General features: G+C 58.4%; 17 protein-coding genes and 2 pseudogenes. 8 read left to right on the forward strand and 11 right to left on the reverse strand.

Annotated elements, in window-relative coordinates; genetic code table 11:
- Positions 1–328: 328 nt before the first annotated feature.
- Positions 329–5,137, reverse strand: a complete 4,809-nt coding sequence (locus AC5ZGW_RS26750) for a trifunctional serine/threonine-protein kinase/ATP-binding protein/sensor histidine kinase (RefSeq protein WP_245474614.1) — start codon at positions 5,135–5,137, stop codon at positions 329–331.
- Positions 5,138–5,304: 167 nt separating this feature from the next.
- On the opposite strand from AC5ZGW_RS26750, the pseudogene AC5ZGW_RS26755 reads away from it, so the two are divergent.
- A pseudogene (locus tag AC5ZGW_RS26755) lies at positions 5,305–5,461 on the forward strand (IS5/IS1182 family transposase); the annotation flags it as partial.
- 112 nt (positions 5,462–5,573) lie between these two features.
- On the opposite strand, the gene AC5ZGW_RS26760 reads toward AC5ZGW_RS26755, so the two are convergent.
- On the reverse strand, positions 5,574–5,981 hold the full coding sequence (locus AC5ZGW_RS26760; RefSeq protein WP_245474606.1) for a globin domain-containing protein: 408 nt from the start codon (positions 5,979–5,981) through the stop codon (positions 5,574–5,576).
- 224 nt (positions 5,982–6,205) lie between these two features.
- Complete coding sequence (locus AC5ZGW_RS26765) at positions 6,206–7,210, reverse strand: helix-turn-helix domain-containing protein (protein ID WP_165435114.1); 1,005 nt, start codon at positions 7,208–7,210, stop codon at positions 6,206–6,208.
- Positions 7,211–7,542: 332 nt separating this feature from the next.
- Between AC5ZGW_RS26765 and AC5ZGW_RS26770 the strand changes: the two genes are divergently transcribed.
- Both AC5ZGW_RS26770 and AC5ZGW_RS26775 read left to right on the forward strand, forming a co-directional pair.
- Positions 7,543–8,079, forward strand: coding sequence for a PAS domain-containing protein (locus AC5ZGW_RS26770; protein WP_130224815.1), 537 nt, complete (start codon positions 7,543–7,545; stop codon positions 8,077–8,079).
- Between the two features lie 223 nt (positions 8,080–8,302).
- Entirely contained in the window at positions 8,303–8,869 is a 567-nt protein-coding gene (locus AC5ZGW_RS26775) for a sulfite oxidase-like oxidoreductase (protein ID WP_207230978.1), read from the forward strand.
- Positions 8,870–9,481: 612 nt separating this feature from the next.
- Here AC5ZGW_RS26775 and AC5ZGW_RS26780 read toward each other — a convergent pair.
- The 7 genes from AC5ZGW_RS26780 to AC5ZGW_RS26810 all read right to left on the reverse strand — a co-directional run bounded on the left by AC5ZGW_RS26780 (position 9,482) and on the right by AC5ZGW_RS26810 (position 15,718).
- Positions 9,482–9,874 carry a response regulator transcription factor gene (locus tag AC5ZGW_RS26780; RefSeq protein WP_028164516.1) on the reverse strand — a complete coding sequence of 131 codons (393 nt, stop codon included), beginning with the start codon at positions 9,872–9,874 and terminating at the stop codon, positions 9,482–9,484.
- A gap of 360 nt (positions 9,875–10,234) precedes the next feature.
- The gene (locus AC5ZGW_RS26785) at positions 10,235–10,891 is read right to left on the reverse strand and encodes a response regulator transcription factor (RefSeq protein ID WP_130224811.1); all 657 of its coding nucleotides are present in this window, start codon (positions 10,889–10,891) and stop codon (positions 10,235–10,237) included.
- 664 nt (positions 10,892–11,555) lie between these two features.
- The gene (locus AC5ZGW_RS26790; protein ID WP_130224809.1) at positions 11,556–12,743 is read right to left on the reverse strand and encodes an AraC family transcriptional regulator; all 1,188 of its coding nucleotides are present in this window, start codon (positions 12,741–12,743) and stop codon (positions 11,556–11,558) included.
- Between the two features lie 961 nt (positions 12,744–13,704).
- Complete coding sequence (locus AC5ZGW_RS26795) at positions 13,705–14,124, reverse strand: hypothetical protein (RefSeq protein ID WP_130224807.1); 420 nt, start codon at positions 14,122–14,124, stop codon at positions 13,705–13,707.
- A gap of 320 nt (positions 14,125–14,444) precedes the next feature.
- Positions 14,445–14,798, reverse strand: coding sequence for a nuclear transport factor 2-like protein (locus tag AC5ZGW_RS26800; protein WP_130224805.1), 354 nt, complete (start codon positions 14,796–14,798; stop codon positions 14,445–14,447).
- Positions 14,799–14,844: 46 nt separating this feature from the next.
- Positions 14,845–15,345: a hypothetical protein gene (locus AC5ZGW_RS26805; protein WP_456645655.1), complete on the reverse strand. Its 501-nt coding sequence runs from the start codon at positions 15,343–15,345 to the stop codon at positions 14,845–14,847.
- Positions 15,317–15,718, reverse strand: a complete 402-nt coding sequence (locus AC5ZGW_RS26810) for a hypothetical protein (protein WP_130224803.1) — start codon at positions 15,716–15,718, stop codon at positions 15,317–15,319. Before AC5ZGW_RS26810 ends, AC5ZGW_RS26805 begins: the two co-directional genes overlap by 29 nt.
- Positions 15,719–16,381: 663 nt before the next feature.
- Between AC5ZGW_RS26810 and AC5ZGW_RS26815 the strand changes: the two genes are divergently transcribed.
- Entirely contained in the window at positions 16,382–18,115 is a 1,734-nt protein-coding gene (locus tag AC5ZGW_RS26815) for a PHA/PHB synthase family protein (protein ID WP_245474605.1), read from the forward strand.
- A 483-nt stretch (positions 18,116–18,598) separates the two neighbouring features.
- Here AC5ZGW_RS26815 and AC5ZGW_RS26820 read toward each other — a convergent pair whose 3' ends face one another.
- The gene (locus tag AC5ZGW_RS26820; protein ID WP_245474604.1) at positions 18,599–19,726 is read right to left on the reverse strand and encodes an adenylate/guanylate cyclase domain-containing protein; all 1,128 of its coding nucleotides are present in this window, start codon (positions 19,724–19,726) and stop codon (positions 18,599–18,601) included.
- Between the two features lie 589 nt (positions 19,727–20,315).
- Between AC5ZGW_RS26820 and AC5ZGW_RS26825 the strand changes: the two genes are divergently transcribed.
- From AC5ZGW_RS26825 to AC5ZGW_RS26840, 4 genes and pseudogenes are all read left to right on the forward strand, one after another.
- A complete protein-coding gene (locus AC5ZGW_RS26825) occupies positions 20,316–21,170 on the forward strand; it encodes a YiiX/YebB-like N1pC/P60 family cysteine hydrolase (RefSeq protein WP_130224801.1) in 855 nt (284 codons plus the stop codon).
- A gap of 991 nt (positions 21,171–22,161) precedes the next feature.
- Positions 22,162–23,046, forward strand: coding sequence for an MEDS domain-containing protein (locus tag AC5ZGW_RS26830; RefSeq protein ID WP_496113988.1), 885 nt, complete (start codon positions 22,162–22,164; stop codon positions 23,044–23,046).
- 76 nt (positions 23,047–23,122) lie between these two features.
- Entirely contained in the window at positions 23,123–23,569 is a 447-nt protein-coding gene (locus AC5ZGW_RS26835; RefSeq protein WP_496113989.1) for a sensor histidine kinase, read from the forward strand.
- 295 nt (positions 23,570–23,864) lie between these two features.
- Positions 23,865–24,095, forward strand: a pseudogene (locus tag AC5ZGW_RS26840) (IS21 family transposase); the annotation flags it as partial.
- Positions 24,096–24,221 lie beyond the last annotated feature (126 nt).

The raw sequence follows: 24,221 nt of genomic DNA on the forward strand, positions 1-24,221 counted from the left end.
AAGAACGAACGATACAACGCACCCGCCGCTCGTGGCGTGATCGAGACGAGATGCACCGGACACCCAGCGTGACGTAACGGTTGGGAGGGCGAACAGCACTTAATGCAGTGCCGGTCGATCCGGCGATCAGGACGACTCACATGGGCCACGGCATTTTCGAATGCGTGCTGTTGATCGGGACTTGATCCGCGTAGGGCATTATGGCCAGCGGTTATGTGCAGCGCGCAAACAGGCCGAACACATGCCTGCTGCGTGCAATGCTGTAAAATGAAGATTCTCCTTGCCCACCCGGAGCGGTCCACACATGGCCAGCTGCAGGATGTTCAGTTTACATCGCCTGACTTGACTGTGCAGGCAGGGTGAACTGAAAAGTCGCGCCCTGAGGTTGGGCGGCGGTAGCCCATAGTCGTCCCCCATGCGCTTCAACGATGGTGCGGCAGATCGATAGACCCATCCCCAAGCCGCCGGGCTTTGTCGTGTTGAAGGCGTCAAAGATGTGCTCGAGACCCGGTGAACTCAGACCTGGACCCGAATCCCGCACTACGACGAGCACGCCGTCCGGCTCGACCTTACCAGTGGTGATCACTAACTCTCGCGACCGCTCGCTGACCGAGCTTAATGCTTCAATAGCGTTGATGATCAGGTTCATGATCACTTGTTGCAGCTGAACCCGATCTCCTTGAATGAGCGGCAAGCCCTCCACGAGGTGTGACTGCACCGAAATGCCATTCTTCACGACCTCGCCACGGGTCAGGGCGATGACCTCGAGGATTGCTCCGTTGATGTCCACGTCTTCTTTCCGGAGAGGTGCCTTTTTGAAAAGCGCGCGCATGCGGCCGATGACCTCGCTGACGCGATTGCCGTTTGCAAAAATCCGGTTGAGAGCCTGCCGAGCCTTCTCCAGATCTGCCGGTTCTTTGCTCAGCCAGTGCAACGCCGCAGAGGCATTGTTGAGCGTCGCCCCAATCGGCTGGTTGACTTCATGGGCAATCGAAGCCGAGAGCTGCCCCATTGTTGCGACTCGATTCGCGTGCACGAGCTCCATCTGCACCTCGCCGTAACGCCGCTCGCTTTCGCGAATTTCCTTCTCCGCCCGCTTGCGCTCGGTTAAGTCGACCACGAAGGCCACGCCCTGGTCGTGTCGCCCGCCGAACGTCGCTGCCCCGACCAGCACCGGCACGCGGCCGCCGCTTTTCAGGAAGTACTCCTTCTCGTAGGGTTGCGTGGTTCCGGTCGCCTCCAGATCCGCCACACGTCGGTCGTCGGCATCTCGCCATTCGGCGGGCGTCAGATCCCGCCAGCGCAGTCGACCGGAGACGAGATCGTCGCGGCCGTATCCGACGATGCGGAGAAACGCTTCGTTGGCATCGATGATTCGACCGTCCGGATCCCAGACGAAGATGCCGATGATGTTAGCATCCACTAGCCGTCGGATCCTGGCCTCCCGCTCAGCTAGATCGCGGTACAGGCTGGCGTTCTCTATTGAGATAGCCGCCTGGGAAGCGAGCAGTGTGAGGACTACCATTCGAGCAGGAGTAAACGCGGCAGTCGTAAGGTTGTTCTCCAAGTACAGCATCCCGATCAACCTGGTCTGCTTAAGTATCGGCAGGCAGAGCACTGACCGTGAGCGGTGGTCGCGAATATAGCCATCCTCTGAAAACGCGCTCTGACTGGACGCATCGTGCAGGAGAACGCTTTCTTTTGTCCGAAGGACGTAGCGAAACACAGACTTCGGTAGATCTGCGGCCGTGACGCGTGCCTGTTTCAGGACCACGTTCACGTTGTCACTGCTGGTTGTGGCCTCCGCTTCAATTTGATATTTGTCGCCTCGCGGAAGGATCAAGAGACCTCGATCGGCGCCCGCGTGTTCGATTGCCGAACTCATGAGCGTGTTGATTAACTTCTCGAAAACGATCTCGCCTGACACGGCTTCCGAGACTCTGATTACGGTAGCCAAATCGAGCTGCTCGTTGGGTGCCACTATTGTCGCGGTGGAATCCGGGATCGACTTGTCCACCTTGAGGTGCGGATAAAGCTCCTCGAGTTGGCGAACCTTTCCGTCGGCTCCCCAGCGCAGGTAGCAGGCCCGCGCGGCCCGCAAATAGGTCGCCGCGATCTTCTCGTAACCGCGCTCTGCGTAGAAACGCCCGGCAATCTCGTTGGCAATTGCCTGGTTGTGCACGAACCCGTATTTGTGAGCGTCGCGGATGGCCTTGTCGTACAGCTCCTGAGCGTTCAGTAGCCGGCCCTCAATGCGGGCGATCTCGGCACCGACCAAGGCAGCGCAGTCTTCGAAGGTTTCGGGGTTGACCTCCGCCCACATTTGGAGCTGCCGGTGTTGGTCCAGCACAAAATCGAAATGCGTCGGTCTCTGCTCCGGTGTGGCGTGATCCCAGACCGCCGCGTGCGCCAGCGCGCCATAAAATCGATACACCGCTGACTCGAACATTGCCGCCGACGTCCAAAGCAGCGGTTCCGCGTGCAGCGAGGCGTCGACCGCCGACGCAAGGTCCCCGGCAAAAAAGTGCGCCTGCAGCTTTCGCGTCCAGTAATAGAACTCGGCGAGCACCAGATCGGGGCTATTGGCCAAGCGGCGTTCGGTATCGAGTTCGCTGTATCCCTCATGATCCAGGCACCCGAACGTCGCAGTCAGCCCGCGCAAGGTCAGAATCAAACCGAGTTGTGCTCCGCAGCGCTCGACGAGCGGGCCGAAACCCACCCGCCTAGCAAATGCCAGGCCGTTCTCGCATTCCTTTTGCACTTCCGCGAGTGGATCCCCGGCGGCCAGGCAAACCGTGACGGTCAGTAGCTCGCACTCGGCTGTCAGATACTCGATCGAGAAGATGAGCTGGTGATTACGTTCCCAAGTCTCTTCTGCAAGAAGGGCTCTGCCGGCCCTGAGATACTTGAGCGCCGAGTCGTATGCCGTCGAGAGTTTCGCGCGCCGGCCTGCGATCAGATTCAGTTCTGCGACGCGCTCACGATCCTCGACAGAGGTGATGAGATGGGAGCCCCGGTTGAGTTGATTGACGATCTCAAATATCGCCTCTTCACGTTTTTCAGCGGGCGTGTGCACGGCGAGGAGCACTCCGATGTGCAGGTGAGCCTCGGCACGCAGCTCCTTCGGGATCATCGAGTAGGCGGCTTCCTGCACGCGGTCGTGCAGGAAGCCGTAGGAATTGTCCGCACGGAAGATGAGGCCCGATCGCACGGCTTCCCAGAGATGGGCGTGCAGGTCCTCGACCGAGCCCTGATACCCAATCCGCAGCATCTCAAACTCTGCACTGTTGCCCATGCAGGCGAACTGCTGGAGTACCTTCTGGGTTTCTGGCGGAAGGCGCTTCAACTTCTCGACCATCAGCTCTACAACATTGTCCGTGAAGCCTTTGGCACGAATGCGGAGCAGGTCCCATACCCAACGCCGCGCGCGGTAATCGAATGTCAGCAGGCGATCGTCCGCCAGAGTAGAAATGAACTGGATTGCGAAGAACGGGTTGCCCGTGGTCTTTTCGTGAATCAAGTCTGCCAGTGGGGCGGCGCGCTCCAATTGGCAATGAAGCGAGTCCGCAAGCAGTTTACCCAGATCGTCGCGACTGAGTGGTGTGAGAACGATGTCCTGCACTGCCGCTCCGGCCTGACGGATCGCTTCTAGCTTACGTACCAGCGGGTGGGTGGCATTGATCTCGTTGTTCCGATACGCACCAATGAGCAGTAAGTGCTGCAAATCGTTGCGGGTCAACAGATCTTCAAGAAGGTCGAGTGTGGCGGCATCCAGCCATTGCATGTCATCAAGGAAGAGCGCGAGCGGGTGTTCACGTCGCGCAAATACGCCGATGAACCGTCGAACCACAATCTGAAAACGTCTCTGCGCTTCCTGCGGCGGCAATTCGGACACCGGCGGCTGCTCGCCAATGACATGCCTCAGTTCCGGAACGAGATCGACGAGGAGCAGTCCGTTCGGACCCAGCGCCTCACGAAGTGCGTCCCGCCATTTGCGCACGTCTTCCTCGTTCTGGCTGAGGAGCCGCCGGATGAGGCTCTGAAACGCCTGGGCCAGCGAGGCATGCGGAATGTCGCGCTTGTACTGGTCGGATTTGCCCGACGCAAACAAGCCGCGTGGCGGCACGAGTGGTTTGTGGAGCTCATTGACGACTGCGGATTTGCCGATGCCGGAGTATCCGGAGACCAGCACCAGTTCCGCTCGGCCACCGCCAACGATGCGGTCGAAGGCGGTGAGCAGAGTGTCAACCTCGCGGTCCCTTCCGTACAGCTTCTCGGGAATCATGAGGCGATCCGGGGTGTCGCGAGAGCCAGGAGTGAAATCATCGATCCACCCCTGGGACTCCCATTGGGACAGGCAGCGCCGAAGATCGCCTTCAACTCCCACCGCTGTCTGATACCTCTCCTCCGCCGTCTTGGAGAGCAACTTCATCGTGATCGCGGAGACCGAAGCCGGGACGGTTTCCACCCGCTCACTGGGTGCGGCTGGTTGTTTCGCGATGTGACAGTGCACCCATTCCATCGGCTCGGAGGCCGTGAATGGAAGACTGCCGGTCAGCATTTCGTAAAACGTCACTCCAAGCGAGTAAAGGTCGCTCCGAGAATCGATGGAACGGTTCATTCGTCCCGTCTGCTCGGGTGCCATGTAGGCGAGCGTTCCCGCGATGAACTCGGGAGGTTCGGGCGACTGGCGCTCGCGCGGAAGTCGGGACGCAATCCCGAATCCGGTGAGCCATGCGTTGCCGGAGTCGTCGACGAGGACATTCGCAGGCTTGATATCCTTATGTATGAGGCCCTGCTGATGGACTTGACCGAGTGTTCTTGCCAACCCAATGGCATTACGAAGGAAGCGAGTCAGGTCGAGCGGTTGCCCCTGGTCACGCTCAAGAATCCGATCCAGCGGCTGACCGCCGGGGTCCTTGAGTAAGAGGATCGTCCGCCCTTCGTGACGAGTAATGGCCAGAGGCTTGGCAGCCCACGCGGGATCGAGTTCGGCTGCGAACGAGTATTCGTGCATGAGCCGCCTGATACTGTGAGGCGGCGCCTGTTCAAAGAGTGCGATCGCCAGGACTGGCGAGGGGTCGTCGTGCTTTCGGCCGCGGTAAAGGGCAAAGTCCGCGCTTTCCCGCAGGGGCACCAGCACGTACCCCGAGAGCCCCGGGATAGGTGACATTCTTGTTGCCACAGCATCACCACTTCAGCAAGCTGCCTAACCTTCACGCAGCGCTATCATAGCGCTACCCGGCTCTCGCGCGCATGCGTCAATCAGGCGGTCTTCGTCGTATGCGTACGATGCGCAATACGCCGGATCAACAGATATCGCTGACCGATCCGGATGCCCGTTCGATGGCCACCAGCGGACGTGGATCGGGTGTCGTCGGCTATAATGTCCAGGTCGCGGTGGACACCGCGACACCATCTGATTGTTACGCACGAGGTCATAAACGTCGGCCGACAACGGCCGCGCGCCGATCCTATCCGTTTGCACACAACCAAGACCCGGAACGGACATATCGGGATCACCGCTTCCAGAGAGGAAAAAAGGCGCTTAGTGCCAGGCGGGAGATCGTAAATCAGACGCCGGCCGCCGCCTTCATTTCACCCGCGAGTTCATCGTAGCAGACCGTCCACGCCTCACGAACGGCGGGCGTGAGATCCTCTCCAAGCGCCTGTTCGAGGGTCCAGAGCAACGCTTCCCGCACCGCGTCATAGTCCGCGAGCTTAACCCCGTACTCGACATGGCGGAGGGCAAGGTCATGGATCGCGGGCGAAAGGTGATCCAGCGCGGGTAGATTGTAGACGACCATAGCGAGCATGGTCATTAGCTTGACGCCCTGAATACGCATGTTGTTTCTGAATAGCGGCCGGAAATTCGGATTGGTGGCGAATAGCCGCTCGTAGAACAACGCCCCGGCGACCTCAGGCATCGCCGCGAGCCGGGCGAAGGTGGTCTGAACAAGCTCCTGCTGCACAGCATCCACGATGTCATTTCCTTTGCGCGCGGGCGCGGCTCACTCGGCTGCGCGCGACACATGATAGCAATCGGATGCGACAGCTCAGGCGCATAGAAGCGTCGTGCAACCTGACGCATCTCATTGGCGCGCGATTTCCGTGGGTCATTCACACGGAAGCAGTTGCGATGTCGCCTCATTTAGCGCCAAGCAACGTCTCATTTAGCGCCAAGCGGGAGATCGCCCCGAGCAATTCACGATGTGTCCTTTCCTGTCGTGCGCTGGCCATTCACTCGTCCTTGCGATGCCGCACGCAGCATGGTGGGCGGGCTACCGAACTCGCTTGCGAACGCGCGATAAAACGTCGCCATACTGTTGAACCCCCAGCCAAAAGCTATATCGATCACCGATCGGCCGGTTCCCGTCGCGTCGGCGACGGCGTCGCGGCACCGGAGCAGTCGCTCGCGCGAAACGTATCGGGCGAAACTGACATTGTTTGCCTCGAACAGGCGATGCAACTGGCGCGCCGAGATGCCGAGTGCGGCCGCGGCGCTGGCGGCGGTCAGGGAAGGATCGGCGAGATGCAGGTCGACGTAACGCTTGGCGGCCGCGAGCCGCGCCGATTGTAGCGAATCCCGCCCCCGATTGATGCCTTCGTTGGAGATGTTACAGCTCAGTGCCACGAGACCGCAGAGATTGCGCAGCACGGCTTCACCGTGTTCGTTGGAGAGCAGCGGGGCTTGCGCCTTCGCCGCATCAATAGCTGCGCCGAGCAGCGAGCCGAGCGGCGAGGCACCGGCCAACCGAAACGGGCGTTCCAGTCGGCCCCCGGTTATAATCGGCGAGAGTGCAGCCCGCGGGATGATCAGCATGTCGAACGACGCTGGGCCTTTCCATTCCGCGTTGAATTGCCATTCGGTCGAGCTTATGCAGAAATCACCCGGCTCATGCATCAGGTCGACTGGCGTGCTGCGTGCCGCGGCCCTCCAGATGACCGGCGCGCGAAATCGGCGGACGAAGAACGCTTCGATCTTGTCCCTGGCAACGTCGGCCGCCGTCCGTTGGACCCTCTCAAGTCCCGAACTTATCTCCAGCAGCGCAAATTCGCCTGCAATCGATCCATTCGCTTCCGCGCGAAAGGCAGCGGGATCCGGAATCTCGCCCGGCGTGATGCTATGGGCCTGCTTCGCGAAATAGTCGCACCAGAACCTCACGCGGTCGCGCGGCGCAATATGGTCCGTGGAAAAATGGACTTGCATGACCATCCCGTGGGCCGACCAAATGCCTTGGAAACCTAACCTTAGACCGGTTACATGGGCAAAGCGAGGGTGCCAGACTTTGGGGCTGCCACTTTTTAAAGCGGATGTGGAGAGTTCCTTTGCGTCTCGATTCCAGCGGGCGAGCTGATCACCGCACCCGCCTCTCCGCGGCCTTAACTGAACAACAACCGAATGGCGATCGGCGCAAAATGAGACATCGTGCGGCGCACGGTGAGACGACGGTAGTGACCTGCGAGACTATGCTTACTCAAATTCGAGTGTAAGGCCGAATAGATCCTATGAACAATGTGAGTACGCAAAGGAGGTTGAAAATGGCAACCAACGCAACGAGCACGATGATTTTGGATGGCGACTTCGACAAAATCGACTTCCGAGGAGAAGTCGTCGACGGGCACCTCGTCACAAAAGGAATTCTTGCAGACCAAGCGGCAATGGATTCTATCCCAGTAGGGATATACGTTCTCGAAAAGGATGCCACTGTCGTCAAGTGCAACAAAGCTGCAATCGCGGGTTGGGGACGCACGCCGTCTCTGGGAACCTCGGAAAAGTATTGCGGGTCACACCTTCTGCGTTACCCTTCAGGAGAAGTGATGCCGCACGAAGTTGCACCACCATCCGTGGTGATCAACAACGGCGCCACCGTTCGCAACGCCGATGTGATTTGCGAGCATCCGAACGGCAATCGTCTTCTGGCGCTCGTTAATGTCTTTCCAATTCGTGACAACGAGGACGAGGTGATCGGAGCCGTCAACATTTTCCGTCACAATACCAGCAAGACTGTCCCTGGCTTACTCTCCGAGTCTGCAAATAATTCCGATTCCGAGATCGGTGAGGGGGAGGAGCAGTGAGGCTCCCTTCGCCGCTTCTGGTTCCGTAGTTCTTCATAGGGACCTTCTCGGCATGTGGCGTACCAGAAGCTCAATGTTTGTCCGCCGCACCCGGCTGACCGCGTTTTCGGGCCCTGGAAATTACAAGTACGCTAACTAGGGCGCGCGGTGCTTTTGCGCGCGCCATACATTTGCGATGGAGCTAGCTGTGCGATCGAACGAGCGACGTGAACGGGAGCGTGAGATGCGTGACGCTGGGCGGCTGCCCCCAGGACAGTCGCTGACGCTCAAGTGGCCGGTGCTGCATGTGGGCTCGGTGCCGCTCTTTCGTCCCAGGACGTGGGATTTTCGCGTATTCGGCCTGGTAGAGGAGCAGCTGCGGCTTTCGTGGGAAGAGCTCTCCAATCTGCCGCAGAGCGAGGTATTTTTGGACATGCACTGCGTCAACGGCTGGAGCCGGTTCGACAACCATTGGGGAGGATTGCTCGCCACAGAATTGATGAAGCGAGTGAAGTTGCGGCCAGAGGCGCGGCATGTGATGGTCCATGGCGAGAACAACTACACGGCAAACCTGCCACTCTCGGATTTTCTGCGCCCGACAACGATTTTCGCGCTGCGGCATAACGGCGTACCGCTTACTGCTGAGCATGGCTACCCGCTGCGCCTCGTGGTACCAAACCTCTATGCGTATAAGAGCGTGAAGTGGGTGCGCGGGATCGAGTTATTGGATCGCGAATCGCCGGGCCTATGGGAATTTAACGGATATCACGTCTACGGCGACCCGTTCAAAGAGCAGCGATCTTCGAGCTGAACATCGGGACGCTGGAGATATGGGTCGCTCTCAAGTACGGCTGCTCGAAGCCAATCGTTAGACTATTTCACCTACAGGTACGACTTCATCAGAACAACAACATAAGGATGAACGAGTGCATAAAGGTCAGTCCGGGCATCGCTAGACCGGTTCATTCGTCCTGTCTGCTTAGGTGCCGTCCAATTAAGCTGAGGATCACCTGCTGCAGGTGAACTCGATCCCTTGAACGGACGGCAAGCCGCCCGCGAGTACCGTCTGCACCGAAATGCCATTTTTCGTGACTTCGCCATGGGTCACGGCGACGACCTCGAGGATTGCTCCGGCGCAAATTGTTCCAAATATCTCGCCGTCAGGCCGCGAGAGCCAGATAAGAAATCATCCCCAGTTCCACATCTCCGATTTCCAGTGGTCCTAGCCCATTTGCCGTTTTTGCGCTCGATTGCTTGATCATTATTGCTGAAATTCGAATTTGCTTGCGGCGCTCGTGGAGCCTAGCGAAGGCAGATGCGATTTTCCAGCTGTCCGAAGGCGGTATAGTTCACGATCGTCGGCCCGAGCGCAAACCACAATATGACCGAACTCCTGGTCGCGCGCCGGCAGGTGATTGAGCGGTCATGACGGATCTTCATCCGATTTGGCGCGCTGCAGAGCCGATTCGACGCATCCGAGCAGAACCTCCTCGTCGATGGGTTTGGTCAGGTAGCCAACGACGCCATGACCTAGAGCCCAAGCTCGCGTGCGGTCATCGGGGTAAGCGGTGATCAGAATTGTTGGTATGTTATAGCCAGATCCTGCCAAGTTGCTATGCAACTCAGTCCCAGTCATGCCCGGCATGTGGACATCAACGATCAAACAGGACGTATGGCGTACGTTGGGAGACGCCAAAAAATCCACTGCGGACGAAAAGGCCTCAATCGTGAAACCCATTGCTCGCATGAGATCCGCTAACGCCGCGCGAAACTGCTCATCATCATCGATGATCGAAATTTGACTCTTGCTGGGCATATCCCGCATCTCGCGTTCCGCGTCCATTTCAAGAAGCACACTGCGCGGCTATCCAATCATCGCGCGGCGGACCGCATCCCCAGCAGTGAAAGTGTAACGACAAGGGTCTCGACTTGGCGATTATATTGTGGACGGGCGATGCCACACTTCGGAATAATCGATGCTATACTCTGGAACAATCAATGCAGAACTTCTGAATAGTTCAGCCCGGTTTGGGCCACGTCCGAACGCGTACGCTGATGCCACGTCGATGCGCTTGACGCGGCCGCAGCACCCTTTCGGCAGCCGATTAAAAGCATGAATTGGCTTACGCAAACAAGAACGTCTTTGCGGATGGAGCCACGTGCCATCATGAAGCGATTAGGAGCGCGGCGACTTTATGCCAAGCGCCTCCGCCATTTTCACAAGCTCAGCCAGCGATTGCGCACCCATCTTCTGCATCACGTGGCTGCGGTGCGCCTTCACAGTGATCTCAGCTACGTCTAGCTGGAAAGCGATCTGCTTGTTCCTCAAGCCGGTAGTCACGAGAGCCAGCACCTCTCGCTCGCGCCGGCTCAAACGCTCGAGACGCGATTTCAGCTCCGTGAGCCGCTGCTCGGCTTTCCGCCGCGTTCGATCGCGCTCCAGCGCGATCGTCACTGCATCCAGCATATCTTGATCGCGGAACGGCTTGGTCAGAAAATCCACAGCTCCTGCCTTCATCGCCTTGACCGACATCGGAATGTCGCCGTGGCCGGTCATGAAGATGATGGGAATGGAAGCGTTCACTTTCGACAGCTCGGCTTGAAAAGCGAGACCGCCCAAGCCGGGCAATCTGACGTCAAGCACGAGGCAGCTCGCCACGTCGCGTAACAACTCGCCTTCGAGCAGCTCTGCGGCCGACCCAAACAATTTGACTTTGTAGCCGACCGAGTTGAACAGATCTCCGAGAGAGTCGCGGAAGTCCTTGTCATCGTCAACGATGACGATAGTTGGTGCCTCGGCTACGGCACGCTTTTGATTAGAATGCTGCGCCACGAGATACTCTTCCGATACGCGCCGACTTGCAGTGTAAAACTATCACCTTCACGAGGGCCATTCAACGCACAACGCCTCCCGAGAGTTCCAGTGTAGAACGCCATCGTTCGTGGCCACGAGAAGTTCACCAGGTCGATGGTCATCAGGACCCTTGGTGTAAGCCGACCGATGAAATGTCAGCTCAACTCACGCTCCGTTAGCAGCGACAGATTGCGGAACGCCCCTCGCATCGCTCTGTGGCCGTTGGGCAAGGGTGTTCCCCTTGCGCCGCTTCAGCCTTCAGTCGCTTTGCTGAACTCCCGCTCCGGGCTTTCCGCTTCCTGTTCGCCAAGAGTCTTCCAGCTCGCGGAGCCAAGATGGCAAAGCAGTCTTGGCCGGTTGCCGATGGGCTATGGGGAGCATCGAGTACGGCCAGATCTCCGATTTGCTGCGTGTTAACTGGTTCGGCGTCTTCAGACGAAATGATCCGTTTAAGTGCGATACCGTGCTCGCCGCTACGGTCGCGAGAACGGATGCTGCCAGGGCCATCACTCGTAGACGCATGTCTTCCTCAGGCTCGTGAGCTGCTTTCTAGCGGCACCGAAAGCCCGATCATCCTTATCGCAATGTGAGGCCGAGATGCCTCCATTTTCCGAATAGCAAAATTGGTCGCAACGCACGCAGCTCATTCATGTGTCATAGGAGGAGCCACACTTCGGCGATAATCCGTGGGGGCAATTCCGGTCGCCTTCCGGAACGCCGTGGCGAACGCGTTAGGAGTTCTGAAGCCTACCGCCAAACCGATTTCCGCCATCGAGCCTGCGCGTTTTGCCAGCAGTACCTTGGCGTGCTCAACACGACGGCTGGTCTGGTATCGATGTGGCGGCATTCCGAGTGATTGCTTGAATACCCGGCAGAAGTGATACGGGCTCAGACGAACGAGCTGCGCCAACGTGCCAATCGGTATCCGCTCATTGAGATGTTCGTGGATATAGGCAGTGACGAGTCGTTGCTGCCACGGTGCAAGGCCACCTCGGAGTTGAGGTTGAATGCTGGGCATCCCACAAGTGAAACGCGCGACTTCATGTATGAGCAGAGTACCGAGACTCCCGAAGGAGATCGGGTCTCCTGCAGAGCTCTCGACGAACGTCTTCAGCTTGAGCGCGGTGTGCCATAGCGTTTCGTCTTCGAATAGTAGGCGTGGAGCGTCCGGTAGGTCGGTGATGCCAGGCTTGGAAAGAGCCTTCACCTTCTCAGGTTCGAAGTAGAAGTACATGAGCCGCATCTGCGACCCGCGCGGCTCGTGCCAATCATGAAATTCGCGGCCAGCCGGCACGAATGTCAGCTTCCGCTCGAGGTTCCGGATCGCTGATCGCGGCAGACCTTCCACAAATGTCTCTCCGTTGCGGCGCTCTCCCTTCTCGTACATCACGAGCATATGCATTGGAGCCCGAAAATGATGTTGGATTTTGCTTCGGCTGGCGAATCGCACAGATTCGGCCGCCATGCCTTGCCCCGCTACAGTGAGGCGTGTCACAGCCTCGGAAGGAGAGATTTCAACGACAGGATGGATCCCGTCCGCCGCGACGTAACCATCCAATTGGCGAGCTGGATCGAAATTGGACGAGTCATGGTCACGTGCAATGATCGGGGATCGAGTTATCGGAAGCAACACTTGTGATCTTGAAAGTTGTTGCAGATCTTCAGTGCCGTTCAGCGAATCGCGTGGTTTCGATAAATTCTCGCCTAAACGGACTTGCTGGATCTCGGCTCGCAGCGTGGAGGGCGAATGTGGTGGGCGGCCTTCTGCTATCGCTTTTCGGGTTCGCTTGAATTGGAGTGCTGTCAACTGGTCATCATCGGCTAGACGCATGGAGACGAACTCCGGGTCCTATTCAGGATTTCATTCATCCATTCCGTTGTCGCGATCGCGGTGCCCGTGTTGGGGGTAGTAGGCCCCGCGTCAGCGGCAGCTTCCTTCGCCCGAAAGCTGCTACAAGCGATACGAGGTGATCCTGCCCTACGACAGGCAAGTCCTCAATTGCACTCGCGTTTGCACGTCTGACAGGAAGGGCGAAACGGGTTAGACGTTTGGCGGAGCAGGGCTGCGACTTTTGGATATCCCCGTTTCGACTTATTTGTAAACTTAAAGGAAAGCCGCTTGAGGTTCGGGAGCGGCGCGACCGGATCTCGGCGCGCTCGAAATTGCTGCTGACCGCGCACCGGAGCGATGAGCGATTACGTATCCTGTTAGAGGTCGTGATCCAGTCTCATCTTGAATGAGCCCTGCTCATCGTGAGCTTCTTCGGACGGCGTCTATAGATGCCAGTGTAGACCAGGAAGCTCTTTGGTATCGATCAGAAGATCGCCCCACAGGGTGGAGCCTGTCTCAAATTTGCCGGACGCATTTACGCTTTTTCGTAACGGCCCGCGACGTAACGCATCGTAACGCTTGACCGTAACGCACCGCGGCGGCGTGACAGCGTAACGCGATCCCGCTGATCCCGAGGCTGCGACGATTGCCTAGGGGAAGCAGACACAGTTCTGCGCCTGCTGCAAGGCGCGAACTGACTGATCCTGAGAGCATCGCGACCCGCCATCGGGGCTGATCATGCCCGAAGAAGTGGGGATGGTGATGAAGGACCCGTGCTCCAGAGCAAACCAATCTCGGCCGCGCGGTCGCGGTCAACCTGCCTTCGCCGGATAACAGTTAGCTCATTGACGCAGGCGAGAAACTCGCTGATCGCGGCGCGCATTCCAAACTTCGCACAGAGGTCACGATTTTCTTCTGCTATCGCGAGACCAAGTCGGCACGGCTGGTCCGGCGGTGAAGGCTACATACAGACCACGCAGCAATAGCGCGGGAAAAACAATGAGTACGCAAGGCGTGAATGTCTTTCAGCGTTCGTCACGATAGGAGAAGTGGTGCTAGCTTTGGTGACGTTCGGAGGAGTGGTGCTAGCTTTGGTCATTGCAATCTCCTTCACGTGGAAGTCATTAAATAAGCCGCGAACCCAGACGCCAGCTCCTGGTGGGTTGAGCTGCCACGGTTGGCGGAAACCGCCAGCCGTACGGGAGCCGGAACGCATTGACCAGATGCGGCCCGGCGAAATCGCGATCATCCCGAGACGGTCGAGCAACTTCGGCGACCGCGACACCGCAGGCCGTGCGGTGTCGTGGTCCAGCCGGAACGCGACGTAGCTCACGCTCGCCTTGCTGCCGTCACCGATGGCCGCCTCGATCGCCGCGAACACCCAGCGCGCGCTCTGGGGGCAGCGCCGCATAGGCCGGGTTTTCTGATCAATGCGCCATCGTTGCCTTCCTCAGTTGGCTACTGGGCCATCCACACCGCCAGCGCGACCATAATGACCGTCGCGACGAAGACAAGCGCCTGAGCGTTAGACATGCGCCACATCGCGCACCGCCGCCTATTCTGTACGAGCTGGTACAAACGTTACAGCGATATGATTTGCAAATATCTTGACACCGCGCCAACCGGCACTTTGCTCTGTGCCCCAAAGGCCCCGGAAGCGAGGGGGTGCACACAAAGGAAAGGCGGCGCGCGTCCTAAAGGTCAGGTGTCGAAAAAAACGTATCGACTGATGATTCGTTCGTGCTTTACCGTGATTACATCCCGGCCCTTGACGACCGGGTTGCCGTCTTTCCCCGCGAGCGCCCAAGTGTACGTAGACACCTCCCCCGTTGTCTGGATCGGGCCGGTGACGGCGAGCTCCATTTCCGGCATCTGCGCCTGTACCGTTTTAATCGCGAGTTCAATGCCCGCAAAACCAGAAAACCACGCGGCCGGCTCGCCGATGACCACGTCTTCTGCATAGGTTAAAGGGATGCCCGTGATGCGCTCAGCGGCATGTCGAGCGTTCCAGATTTTCAGGTGCCGATCGATAATCTTTGCGACGGGATTGGACATGTCTCACTCACGCTTATGTGCAAGGCGTGATCGCCCTGCGCTCGCATCAACCCATGCTCCCCGGCATGAAGCATCTGACGCCAACCAAAGCGCCGTGCAGATAGTAGGGCCAGACCATCGTGCGACCAGCGCGGTTCGGTCCATCCACGACAGCGTCGTTCGGAACATCAACCCACTCGCCATCAATGCGCGCGCGATAGTGACCGTCTTTCGTTTCCCAATCGGCGTCATCAACGCGCTTCGCATCACTGCCATCGCAGCAGGGCCCCTTGCCACTGGACAAGCTCTCATACCAACTGTTCAACTCAGGGCGTTGATGATCGTGGGCGCGAGCGTGACCGATTGTGGAAACCGACAGCATGACCGTGAATGCGACCAGTGTTGCATGCCAAATGTGATTGTTCATCTCGCGCCCAATGTCGTTCGCTATTCGTCCATTATTCCATTTCCACTGTCGCACTTTATGAGCCTGTGCACCTTTCCAATGCATCCAACCTAAGACGATCGCGATCAGCGGCTCAATTGAACGTAGGTAACCCTGCGGCATCTAAAGGGGTCCCGGATACGATACGAAGGTTTATGCGCTCGCCCTCTAAAGCCACGTATTTTCCCGCGAGCGCCAGAACCGGGCAGGCGACGTCAGCAAGCTCCTTGCGCGTCTCGGCGCTGACAAGCATGCGGTATGCGGCGGCATAGCCTCTTGGGTCGGCGCCGAGCCAGCGGGCTCGAGCTTTGCGTCTGGCGCCGTCGTTCGTCCACAGGTGATCCGGAAAAGCTTTCGGGAAGACATCGCTGTCAATCCCCCGCATGCCTTTCTCATCCGCCGTGTCGGCGGTGTCGAGCGCCGCCGCATGCAGCTCCGGGGGGACGCCGAGCGCAAGACTGATCAGGATGAGTTTGGCGGTGTCTTCCCGGCGCATGCGAACCCTGGTGACCCAAATGGCCCGGTCGAGGCCTGTCCGCTAACCAGATCACATGCGCGCTGATATCCATGATGGCCCGGAGCACTGTGCTCCAAGCAGAGGCCGGATACATTGACGCAAGACCGCATCTACCGGATCGTCGAAATCTTCTTGCACCGCACAGCCGGACCATACATTGGGTCAGGCTTCGAAGTGCCTTCCGGCGCGAGCTTAGTCAGTTTTTCCTGTCATAGTCTCACATTCTCAAATGCGTGATTCTGATGTTTGGAGAATTGCAGCGGCGAAGAACAAGCTCGACTCGCGACAAATTGCGTGCTCCATCCTTGGATTGCGGAGACAGAAGCTTCGCGGGCCCTCTTCCTGCATTGGGCAAAATAGCGATGAGAGAAGGAGGAGGTCTCGCAACGCACAACGTTTAGCTGCATTGCAACAACGGCTCCGCGGCTCCCGCCCGATCGTCTCCCGACACCCGTGATGTTTGCGCTGGTCAATCACCCGAGGTCGGCCTGACGGCGAATCCGTGATTCATCGTTCTCCAACCGTATCCGGTGAGTTGCTAATCTTTTGGAACCTATCCAAACGGCTCTGGTAAAGCCTGACAACGGCAGGAGAGAGCTATGGTCGAGAAACAGGTGCAGCTCACTTGGGATCCGATTGCCCTTGCGGCGCAAACTGCAGAATATCGCGAAACAAAGCCAGCTGCTGATGCAGCGCTTTGTGTCACATCAGCCGGACGCGGTTAAGTTCGGCATGGGCGACACGTCGACGCTCGGGTTCGACTTTTTCGAGCTCATGACAAAGATGATGGCCGACCCGGTGGTAGTCGCTCGCGCCCAGATCGACCTATTCTACGACACGCTAGGTATCTGGCAGAAAACTGCGGAACGCATGCTCATGCTACGTGCACGCGAGGCCGGTCCCCCGAAAGACAAACGCTTCAAGCATCCGGACTGGAGCGAGAACGTTATCTTCGACTTTGTGAAGGACAGCTATCTCGTTGCGGCGAAGTCGCTTCTTTCTGCAATCAGCGAAACTAAAGGCATGGATGAGGCCAGCGCTCGTAAGGTCGATTTCTACACGCGCCAATTCATTGATGCTTTGTCGCCTTCCAATTTCGTCGCGACCAATCCGGAGGTCCTCACCGCGACCCTGGAGTCTGGCGGACAAAACCTGCTACGTGGTTTGGAGAACCTTCTCGTCGATCTGGAGCGCGGCGATGGTCGGCTTGCGATTACAATGACCGACATAAAGGCTTTCCGCCTCGGCGAAAACATCGCAACGGCGCCAGGAAAAATCATCTACCAGAACGAGCTTATGCAATTGATCCAATATGCTCCGTCGACAAACGAATGTCGGAGGCGGCCACTGCTCATCGTGCCGCCGTGGATCAATAAGTTCTATGTTTTCGATCTTCAGCCGAAGAACTCTTTCGTCAAATGGGCTGTCGATCAAGGACACACGGTGTTCGTCATCTCCTGGGTGAATCCCGATGAGAGGCTCGCTGAAATGAGCTTTGAAAATTACATGCTCGAGGGACCGTTGGCGGCACTGCACACGATCGAGTCCGCGACCGGAGAGCGTAGCGTCAACGCGATAGGCTATTGCCTCGGCGGAACCCTGCTTGCCTCGACGGCGGCTTTTCTGGCCGCGAAGGGCGACGACCGGATTGCAAGCGCCACCTATTTCGTGACGCTCGTCGATTTTACTGAAGTCGGTGATATGGCCGTCTTCATCGACGAGGAACAACTGGCGTCTCTTGAAAGACGGATGCGCGAGCGCGGCTATCTGGAAGCGCAAGATATGGCGACGGCGTTCAATATGCTGCGCGCGAATGACCTGATCTGGTCTTTCGTTGTCAACAATTACCTGCTCGGCAAAGAGCAAATGCCCTTTGATCTTTTGTTTTGGAATTCCGATTCGACGCGCATGCATTCGTTCTATTTGCGCAAGATGTATCAGCGAAATCTGCTGACAAAACCCGGCGGCATCACGTTGGCGGATACGCCGATCGATCTGTCGAAAGTCAGAACCCCGGCCTTCATTTTGGCCACGCGCGAAGTCCACATTGCGCCGTGGAAGTCGACCTATGCGGCGACATGCTTGTATTCCGGGCCGGTCAAAGTCGTTCTATCCGCTGCGGGCCATATGGCTGGCGTGATCAGCCCGCCAAGCAGCAAATATGGCCACTGGGCGAACGACAACTTGCCGCCCAGTCCGGACGAGTGGCTCGCCGGCGCTACGCCTCATCAAGGGTCCTGGTGGCCGCTTTGGGACGAATGGGTAACGCAATTTGATGCAGGCCGGGTTCCTGCCCGCGAACCGGGCGGCGGCAAGTTACCGGCTATCGAAAACGCGCCGGGCTTGTACGTACGCGTGAGATCAATGGCCTCGTAAGTTGCGGGGAAGCGATGGTACGACCGCGACTGCACGCAAATCAAATGTTACGGAACGGTGATGTCCGCTCTAACCCTCAGCAGCGGCCATCCTTTTCTGAGCGGTCCGGCTTCGTTTCGGGCCAATCGCGCCACTCTGACCTGCCGCCCGCGACTTCCGTCTACCCTGATAACCGGACAACCGCCGAGCTGCCTGCGATGTCTCGGTTGGGGCCAGAAGCTGACGTCTCCGGCACTCAGCTCTTTCTGCCTAATAAGGAGCGCAATGGTTTTCGGTTTCGATGACTATCCGCTCGCCGCAAACAGATCCCACTTCCCGGGCAGTCCTTTGAGTTCGTAAGAACCGCGTTCGGCGAATTTCAACCCGGCTCCGGCGACGAGGTCGGTGACGACGCGCGAAACCAAAACGTCATCGGAGACGCATTGCGACATCACGCGCGCGGCCGCGTGTACGGCGATGCCAGCAATGTCATTGCCTCTAGTCTCAATCTCCCCCGGTGTGCAGGCCGGCGCGAACGGAGAGTCCGATCTGTTTCGCCGCCGAGCCAAAGGCGAGCGCGCAGCGCACCGCTCGTCCAGGACCGTCGAAGGTTGCTAGAATGCCATCGCCAGTGCTCTTCACCAGATTGCCGCGGTGCTTACCGACCATGTCTCTTGCAATCTGATCGTGATTGTTGAGCAGCCGAAGCCAGCGCGCGTCGCCCATCGCAGTGGCGCTGCGCGTGGAGTCAACGATATCGGTGAATAGCACGGTCGACAGCACGCGCTCAAACTCCACCGCGCCATGATCGCGGCGACCGGTGACGAACTCCTCGATATCTCCGGGCACGGTCTCGTTGTTGGCGGTCCAGACCGCGTGGTCGCCAATTGGATATTCAATGTATTTGACGCCCGAGATCGCGGCTGCGAGCTTTCGGCCGAGATCGACCGGCACTTGGAGATCGGCTTTGCTGTGCAAGACGAGGGCCGGCACCTGCAACGTCGGCAGGATCGCGGTCACGTCGATCTGGCGGTTGAGTCGTAAGAGTGTTCGCAGTGCACCGGGACTACTCGCCAACCGCACCCACTTAGCATATTGCGCGATCACGGCTGGATCGACCGCCTCGCTCGGAGCGATAGTTTTGGTCAGTTCGCCGGTACCCCACAGCCTCAGGATCTGCTCGAAACGTGCCTCCCATGCCTCATCCGAGAGACGGTCCGCGGATCGGCTGAAACAGCCGGCCAGAATGAGGTGCGACACGCGCTCAGGGTATGTCGCGGCGAATAGCACACTCATGCAACCACCTTCGGAGAAACCGACCAGCGCCGCGTGCTTGGAGCCGATGGTATCCATGACGGCACGGACATCGTCCATGCGCACCTCGAGCGACGGCGCACCGGACATCCGGTCCGACATCCCTTGTCCGCGTTTGTCGAAGGTCACGACCCTGGCGAAGCCCGCGAGCCGCCGCAGAAAAGCGGTGTATCCTGGGAGTTCGTGCTGGAATTCGATATGTGAGATGAAGCCGGGAACCAAAACCAGGTCGATTGGCCCGTCGCCCATCACCTGATAGGCGATGCTAACGTCGCCGCTCTGGGCATATCTCGTCTCGGGCAGTTTGAAGTCAGTCATCGAGCGAAACCTCGGGGCCTACTCCATTGTTGCCGCCCGAATAGCCGAGATCAACCCCGTAGCTTCTGCCACTCCGGTTTTACGTCTAAAGACCTCAGCCGTAGTCCCGCACATTTCCGCCTTGGGTCAAACTGCGACTTCACGGCATCACCCGACGACCTCCGCCTTACCCCGATAACCGGCACTCCACACGACGGTCGGAAGGTCGGTTGCGGGCCAAAATCCGAAATCAGCACCAACGGCGAGCCGGTAGACGCGCCGTGCTTCTTCTGGGGCGCGCGGACGATTCGATTTGTCGCTTGGCGGCGCCGACCTCGCGAACGTACTGGGTGAACAACAGCGTCACCCGTCTGATGGACCGATGTCGCTCGGTAGCTGCCGAGCGAGGTGCGACGTTCCCATCACTCGCAAAGGTGGTCGATCCTAAACCTCGGTATACCCGTCTCAGACAAATGTACGCACGGATCAACCCTCTCGTCCAATTGTCCAGTCCATCTCTCTATGATTACGCTCTGACTTGGGTAACCGAACGACAAAGCTGACTTGCAACTGCCATGCGGGAAATCACCAAAAATTCGAGCGACGAGTGATGGGCTGGATGTTCGAGAACGTGGGACGTTTGATTGCTTGGCTGCAGAAGCCGGCCAACCACTGTGAGCCGCTCACCTCGAAGGATTCGGCGGCCTTACGCGACACTCTTCGCCCCGGTGACGTTTTGCTGGTCGAAGGCAAAGGTCGTATTTCCGGCGGCATCAAATATCTCACTCAATCGACCTGGTCGCATTCGGCGTTGTACGTCGGGCCGATAGCGGGCGCCGCAACCGAGGGCGAGCCCCACGTCCTGGTCGAAGCCAATCTCGACGAAGGTGTCGTGTCGGCGCCCCTGTCGAAATATCTGCATTGTCAAACCCGCATCTGCCGGCCGGTTGGCCTGAGCGAAGCCGACCGCGAAAAGGTTTGCCGCTACGGCTCTGAACGCATTGGCCTCGGCTACGATTTCAGGAACGTCATCGACCTGATGCGCTATCTATTCCCATGGCCGGTGGCGCCGCGTTGGCGTCGCCGACCGATCGCACTCGGCTCCGGCGATGCGAGCCGCATCATCTGTTCGTCGCTGATTGCGCAAGCATTCGACGCCGTGCGTTATCCGATCCTGCCCAAGATCACGCGGATCGAAAGCCAGACGGCGCGGCGCGAAATCGCCGAGACCCGTCACTCGTCACTCTACGCGCCGCGCGACTTCGATATTTCGCCCTACTTCATGGTGGTGAAGCCCACGCTCGCGTTCGGCTTCAACTATAGAGACATGCAGTGGGCCGATCTTCTCCAGGTTCACACCACACAAGCCACGCTCGCTCCAGAGATAGAAGGCGCGATCGCGACGGGCGGCCTAGCCAAAATTTCCGCTAAGGCACTAAGTTGCGCAATGCTCACGGATGATTGACATGTCGAACCCACGTCTACGACTGATCCATTGCTCAAGCGGTATCCGGCCGGGAGCAAAGTACCGGCGGCACGGCCGCAGCTTCCGACCTCTGGTTATTGATCGGGCGGCGCGAGCGAGACCAGCGCCGAGCGAAAGCTCGTGGGAAGCTGCGCTTAACCCGGTCAATCTTGGTTTCTTAATTTCCATTGCCTTCTTGCAGGTGAGCATGACAGTTCTTGATGCCTGGACTCATCCTGAAAACGACCTGCCAGATTGACATGGTGCACCCGAGCCATCTATGGCGGCCGGGTGGGTCACCGAAACTCCGCCTCCTGTATCATTCGCATCGACCGTGCTGCTCTAGACCGCTAGTGAACCGGTTTCCGGGACGGCAGGGTCAATGTCCGTTCCGGGTCTTGGCTGGTGAAAACGCTCAGCACTTGATGCGCCATAGAACAAGTTATTCGTCCAAGAGCCTCTTAGCGCTCCAACTCGCAACGGCACTGAACTTAAAGAACGAGCTGAAGAATGCAATTCTCGTCGCGTTTCGATATTTCGCGTTTTTGCACAGCCAGGGTCAAAAGCGGCATTTGACTTCGCGCTGAGCGGCGTCTCGTCTACCCCGGTGAGTTGACGTGGCGATCTTCAATCCGGATTTCGGCCATGGGCCACAAGCGGATGTCGTCGCCTAATCGATCATTGGTGGATGCGGGGATGAGCAACCCACGACCGTAGCCGACGAGGATGCGCCCTGTGGTAAAGCCCCGATTCGTTTCAGACGATGGATCTACTGTCAGCATCACTGACGTGCCTCAGCAACAAAAAGGTTCGTCGAGGAAATTCATGACCGACCACAAGAAGTCGGCTTAACCTTCCTGATCGCTCCGGTCGGAATTCGATACTGACCTAGAGCACTATTATGATCAAAACGCCAATCGCTACCGCTGCTGCGGCCGCAGTAGAACTTTGGTTGCGCAACCGGAACGTTGGAAATTGGAGGTGACCCCCAATGACAACAGAGATGCGGAAGACCGGTATCGACGTCGTTGGCGACATGGTGGCCTGGGGTGCCCACTTTTGCCTCTTCTATGACACGAGAGAGGATCTCCTCGACACGTTGATCGAATACTTCAAGTCGGGTTTGGGAAGGGAGGAGTACTGCCTGTGGGTTGTTGCCGCGCCTTTGACGATCGAAGAAGCGACAGCTGCGTTGAAAGCCGCGGTGCCTGACCTTGATCGACACCTGGCGGACTCCAGGATGGAAATTGGGTCGGCCCGCGATTGGTTTCTCCAGGGCGGCACGTTTGATGGCAAGAGAGTGACAGACGCTTTGTATGAGAAATTCGCTCGCGTATCGGCCAGAGGGTACGCTGGCATGAGAGCGACCGCGGATACCACCTGGGTCGCAAAGAAGGACTTCTGGAGACACTTTTGCGACTATGAAGATGGTCTCAACGAGGTTATCGGCAATCAGAGCCTTGCCCTGCTGTGCACGTACCCGCTTGCGACGTGCGGAGCTCATGAAATCCTGGACGTGGTGCGTACACACCAGTTTGTCCTCGCAAGGCGACACGGGAATTGGGACATTGTCGAAACCGCCGCGCTCAAGCGAGCCAAGGCCGAAATCACGGGGCTCAATGAGGAACTCGAACAACGTGTAGTAGAACGGACCAACCAGCTGATGCTGGCGTCGGAAGCGTTGCGCGAGGCGCAGACGCAGCTGGCGCACGTCAATCGCGTCACGACGATGGGAGAGCTGTCGGCCTCGATTGCCCATGAAGTCATGCAGCCAATCAGCGGCGACAGTTACCAATGCCCAAGCTGGCTTGCGCTGGCTAAACGCCCAGCCGCCAAATCTGGAGCGGGCCCGGCAGGCGCTCGGCAACACCGTTAAGGCAGGCAACCGAGCCACCGACGTCATAGGCCGGATCCGTGCCCTAATCAAGAAGGCGCCCCCACGGAAGGATGCCTTGGAGATCAACGGAGCAATCCTTGAGGTCATTGCCCTGACCCGTGGCGAACTTGTGAAGAACGGCGTCTCGGTGCAGACACAGCTCGCGGAGGGCTTACCGCTCATTCAAGGAGATCGAGTCCAACTGCAACAAGTGATCCTCAACTTGATCATCAACGCCGTCGAAGCGATGAGCGAGGTCGGTGAAGGGGCGCGAGAGTTGCTAATCAGCACCGGAAAAGATGCATCGGGCGGGGTGCTCGTCGCCGTGCGGGATTCGGGCCCGGGACTGAACCCGGAGAGTTTTGACCGCCTGTTCGACGCATTCTACACCACCAAGCCCGGTGGCATGGGCATGGGACTATCGATCTGCCGATCGATCGTGGAAGCTCATGGGGGACGAATATGGGCCTCTGCTACTGCCGCCCCGGGTACAGTCGTTCAATGTATCCTGCCTGTAGGGTGAGAGTGTAAAGGCAAAATTGGACTCGTCCTCGCAACCCCGACGTCGTGAACGGTAGCCTGCCGTTCCGGAAGGAGTTCTTGGGGCCTGAAGTCCGGAATGGTGTCGCGCGGCGATCTGGATGGAAGAGCGCGTCAATCAAGGTGAGAGAGTTTCGCCGGGCTCGTGACGTAGGGAGGGCGTAGCCCGACCGGAGTTACGAGCCCGGCGTCGGCGCGATCCGCGAGGGACCGCGCCGACTGGTGATCGCGGCTGGCAGGTTATGCAAGTGGTTCTTCCGCCAAGAGGAATCACTCGCTTGCCCGGCCGACACATCACAGATCACCAGATGAGGCTATACATGAAGTACCGTCAGACCGATAGTCCGCCAGTGGCGGCGGCCAAGGCGTCATTCAGCGCGTCGACCGCTTATCGGATCGAGAGAGATCCCCGACTTCCATCGCAAAAGAAGGCTCCCCGCAGCCGGCGACGACCTATGTGTACCGAAAACCTTATCCGGGTTGATGACGTAATGGAATCGCCTAAGCTGGCGGAATGATCGGGCTGCTCTGTTTCGTACTGGCCGTCTTGGCTTCGCCCTCAAGTCGAAGAGCCGACTTGAAGCAGAGAATGCGGCGCTCAGACATCAGTTGATTGTCTTTGAGGCGTAAGCTGC

It is taken from the genome of Bradyrhizobium sp. Crot121, from assembly GCF_059512385.1.

Bases quoted from the DNA above. Each gene is read 5' to 3' on its own strand.
- AC5ZGW_RS26765 (WP_165435114.1), bottom strand. From the start codon at position 7,210: ATGCAAGTCCATTTTTCCACGGACCATATTGCGCCGCGCGACCGCGTG.
- AC5ZGW_RS26770 (WP_130224815.1), top strand. From the start codon at position 7,543: ATGGCAACCAACGCAACGAGCACGATGATTTTGGATGGCGACTTCGAC.
- AC5ZGW_RS26775 (WP_207230978.1), top strand. From the start codon at position 8,303: ATGCGTGACGCTGGGCGGCTGCCCCCAGGACAGTCGCTGACGCTCAAG.
- AC5ZGW_RS26780 (WP_028164516.1), bottom strand. From the start codon at position 9,874: ATGCCCAGCAAGAGTCAAATTTCGATCATCGATGATGATGAGCAGTTT.
- AC5ZGW_RS26790 (WP_130224809.1), bottom strand. From the start codon at position 12,743: ATGCGTCTAGCCGATGATGACCAGTTGACAGCACTCCAATTCAAGCGA.
- AC5ZGW_RS26800 (WP_130224805.1), bottom strand. From the start codon at position 14,798: ATGTCCAATCCCGTCGCAAAGATTATCGATCGGCACCTGAAAATCTGG.
- AC5ZGW_RS26805 (WP_456645655.1), bottom strand. From the start codon at position 15,345: ATGCCGCAGGGTTACCTACGTTCAATTGAGCCGCTGATCGCGATCGTC.
- AC5ZGW_RS26810 (WP_130224803.1), bottom strand. From the start codon at position 15,718: ATGCGCCGGGAAGACACCGCCAAACTCATCCTGATCAGTCTTGCGCTC.
- AC5ZGW_RS26820 (WP_245474604.1), bottom strand. From the start codon at position 19,726: ATGACTGACTTCAAACTGCCCGAGACGAGATATGCCCAGAGCGGCGAC.
- AC5ZGW_RS26825 (WP_130224801.1), top strand. From the start codon at position 20,316: ATGGGCTGGATGTTCGAGAACGTGGGACGTTTGATTGCTTGGCTGCAG.
- AC5ZGW_RS26830 (WP_496113988.1), top strand. From the start codon at position 22,162: ATGACAACAGAGATGCGGAAGACCGGTATCGACGTCGTTGGCGACATG.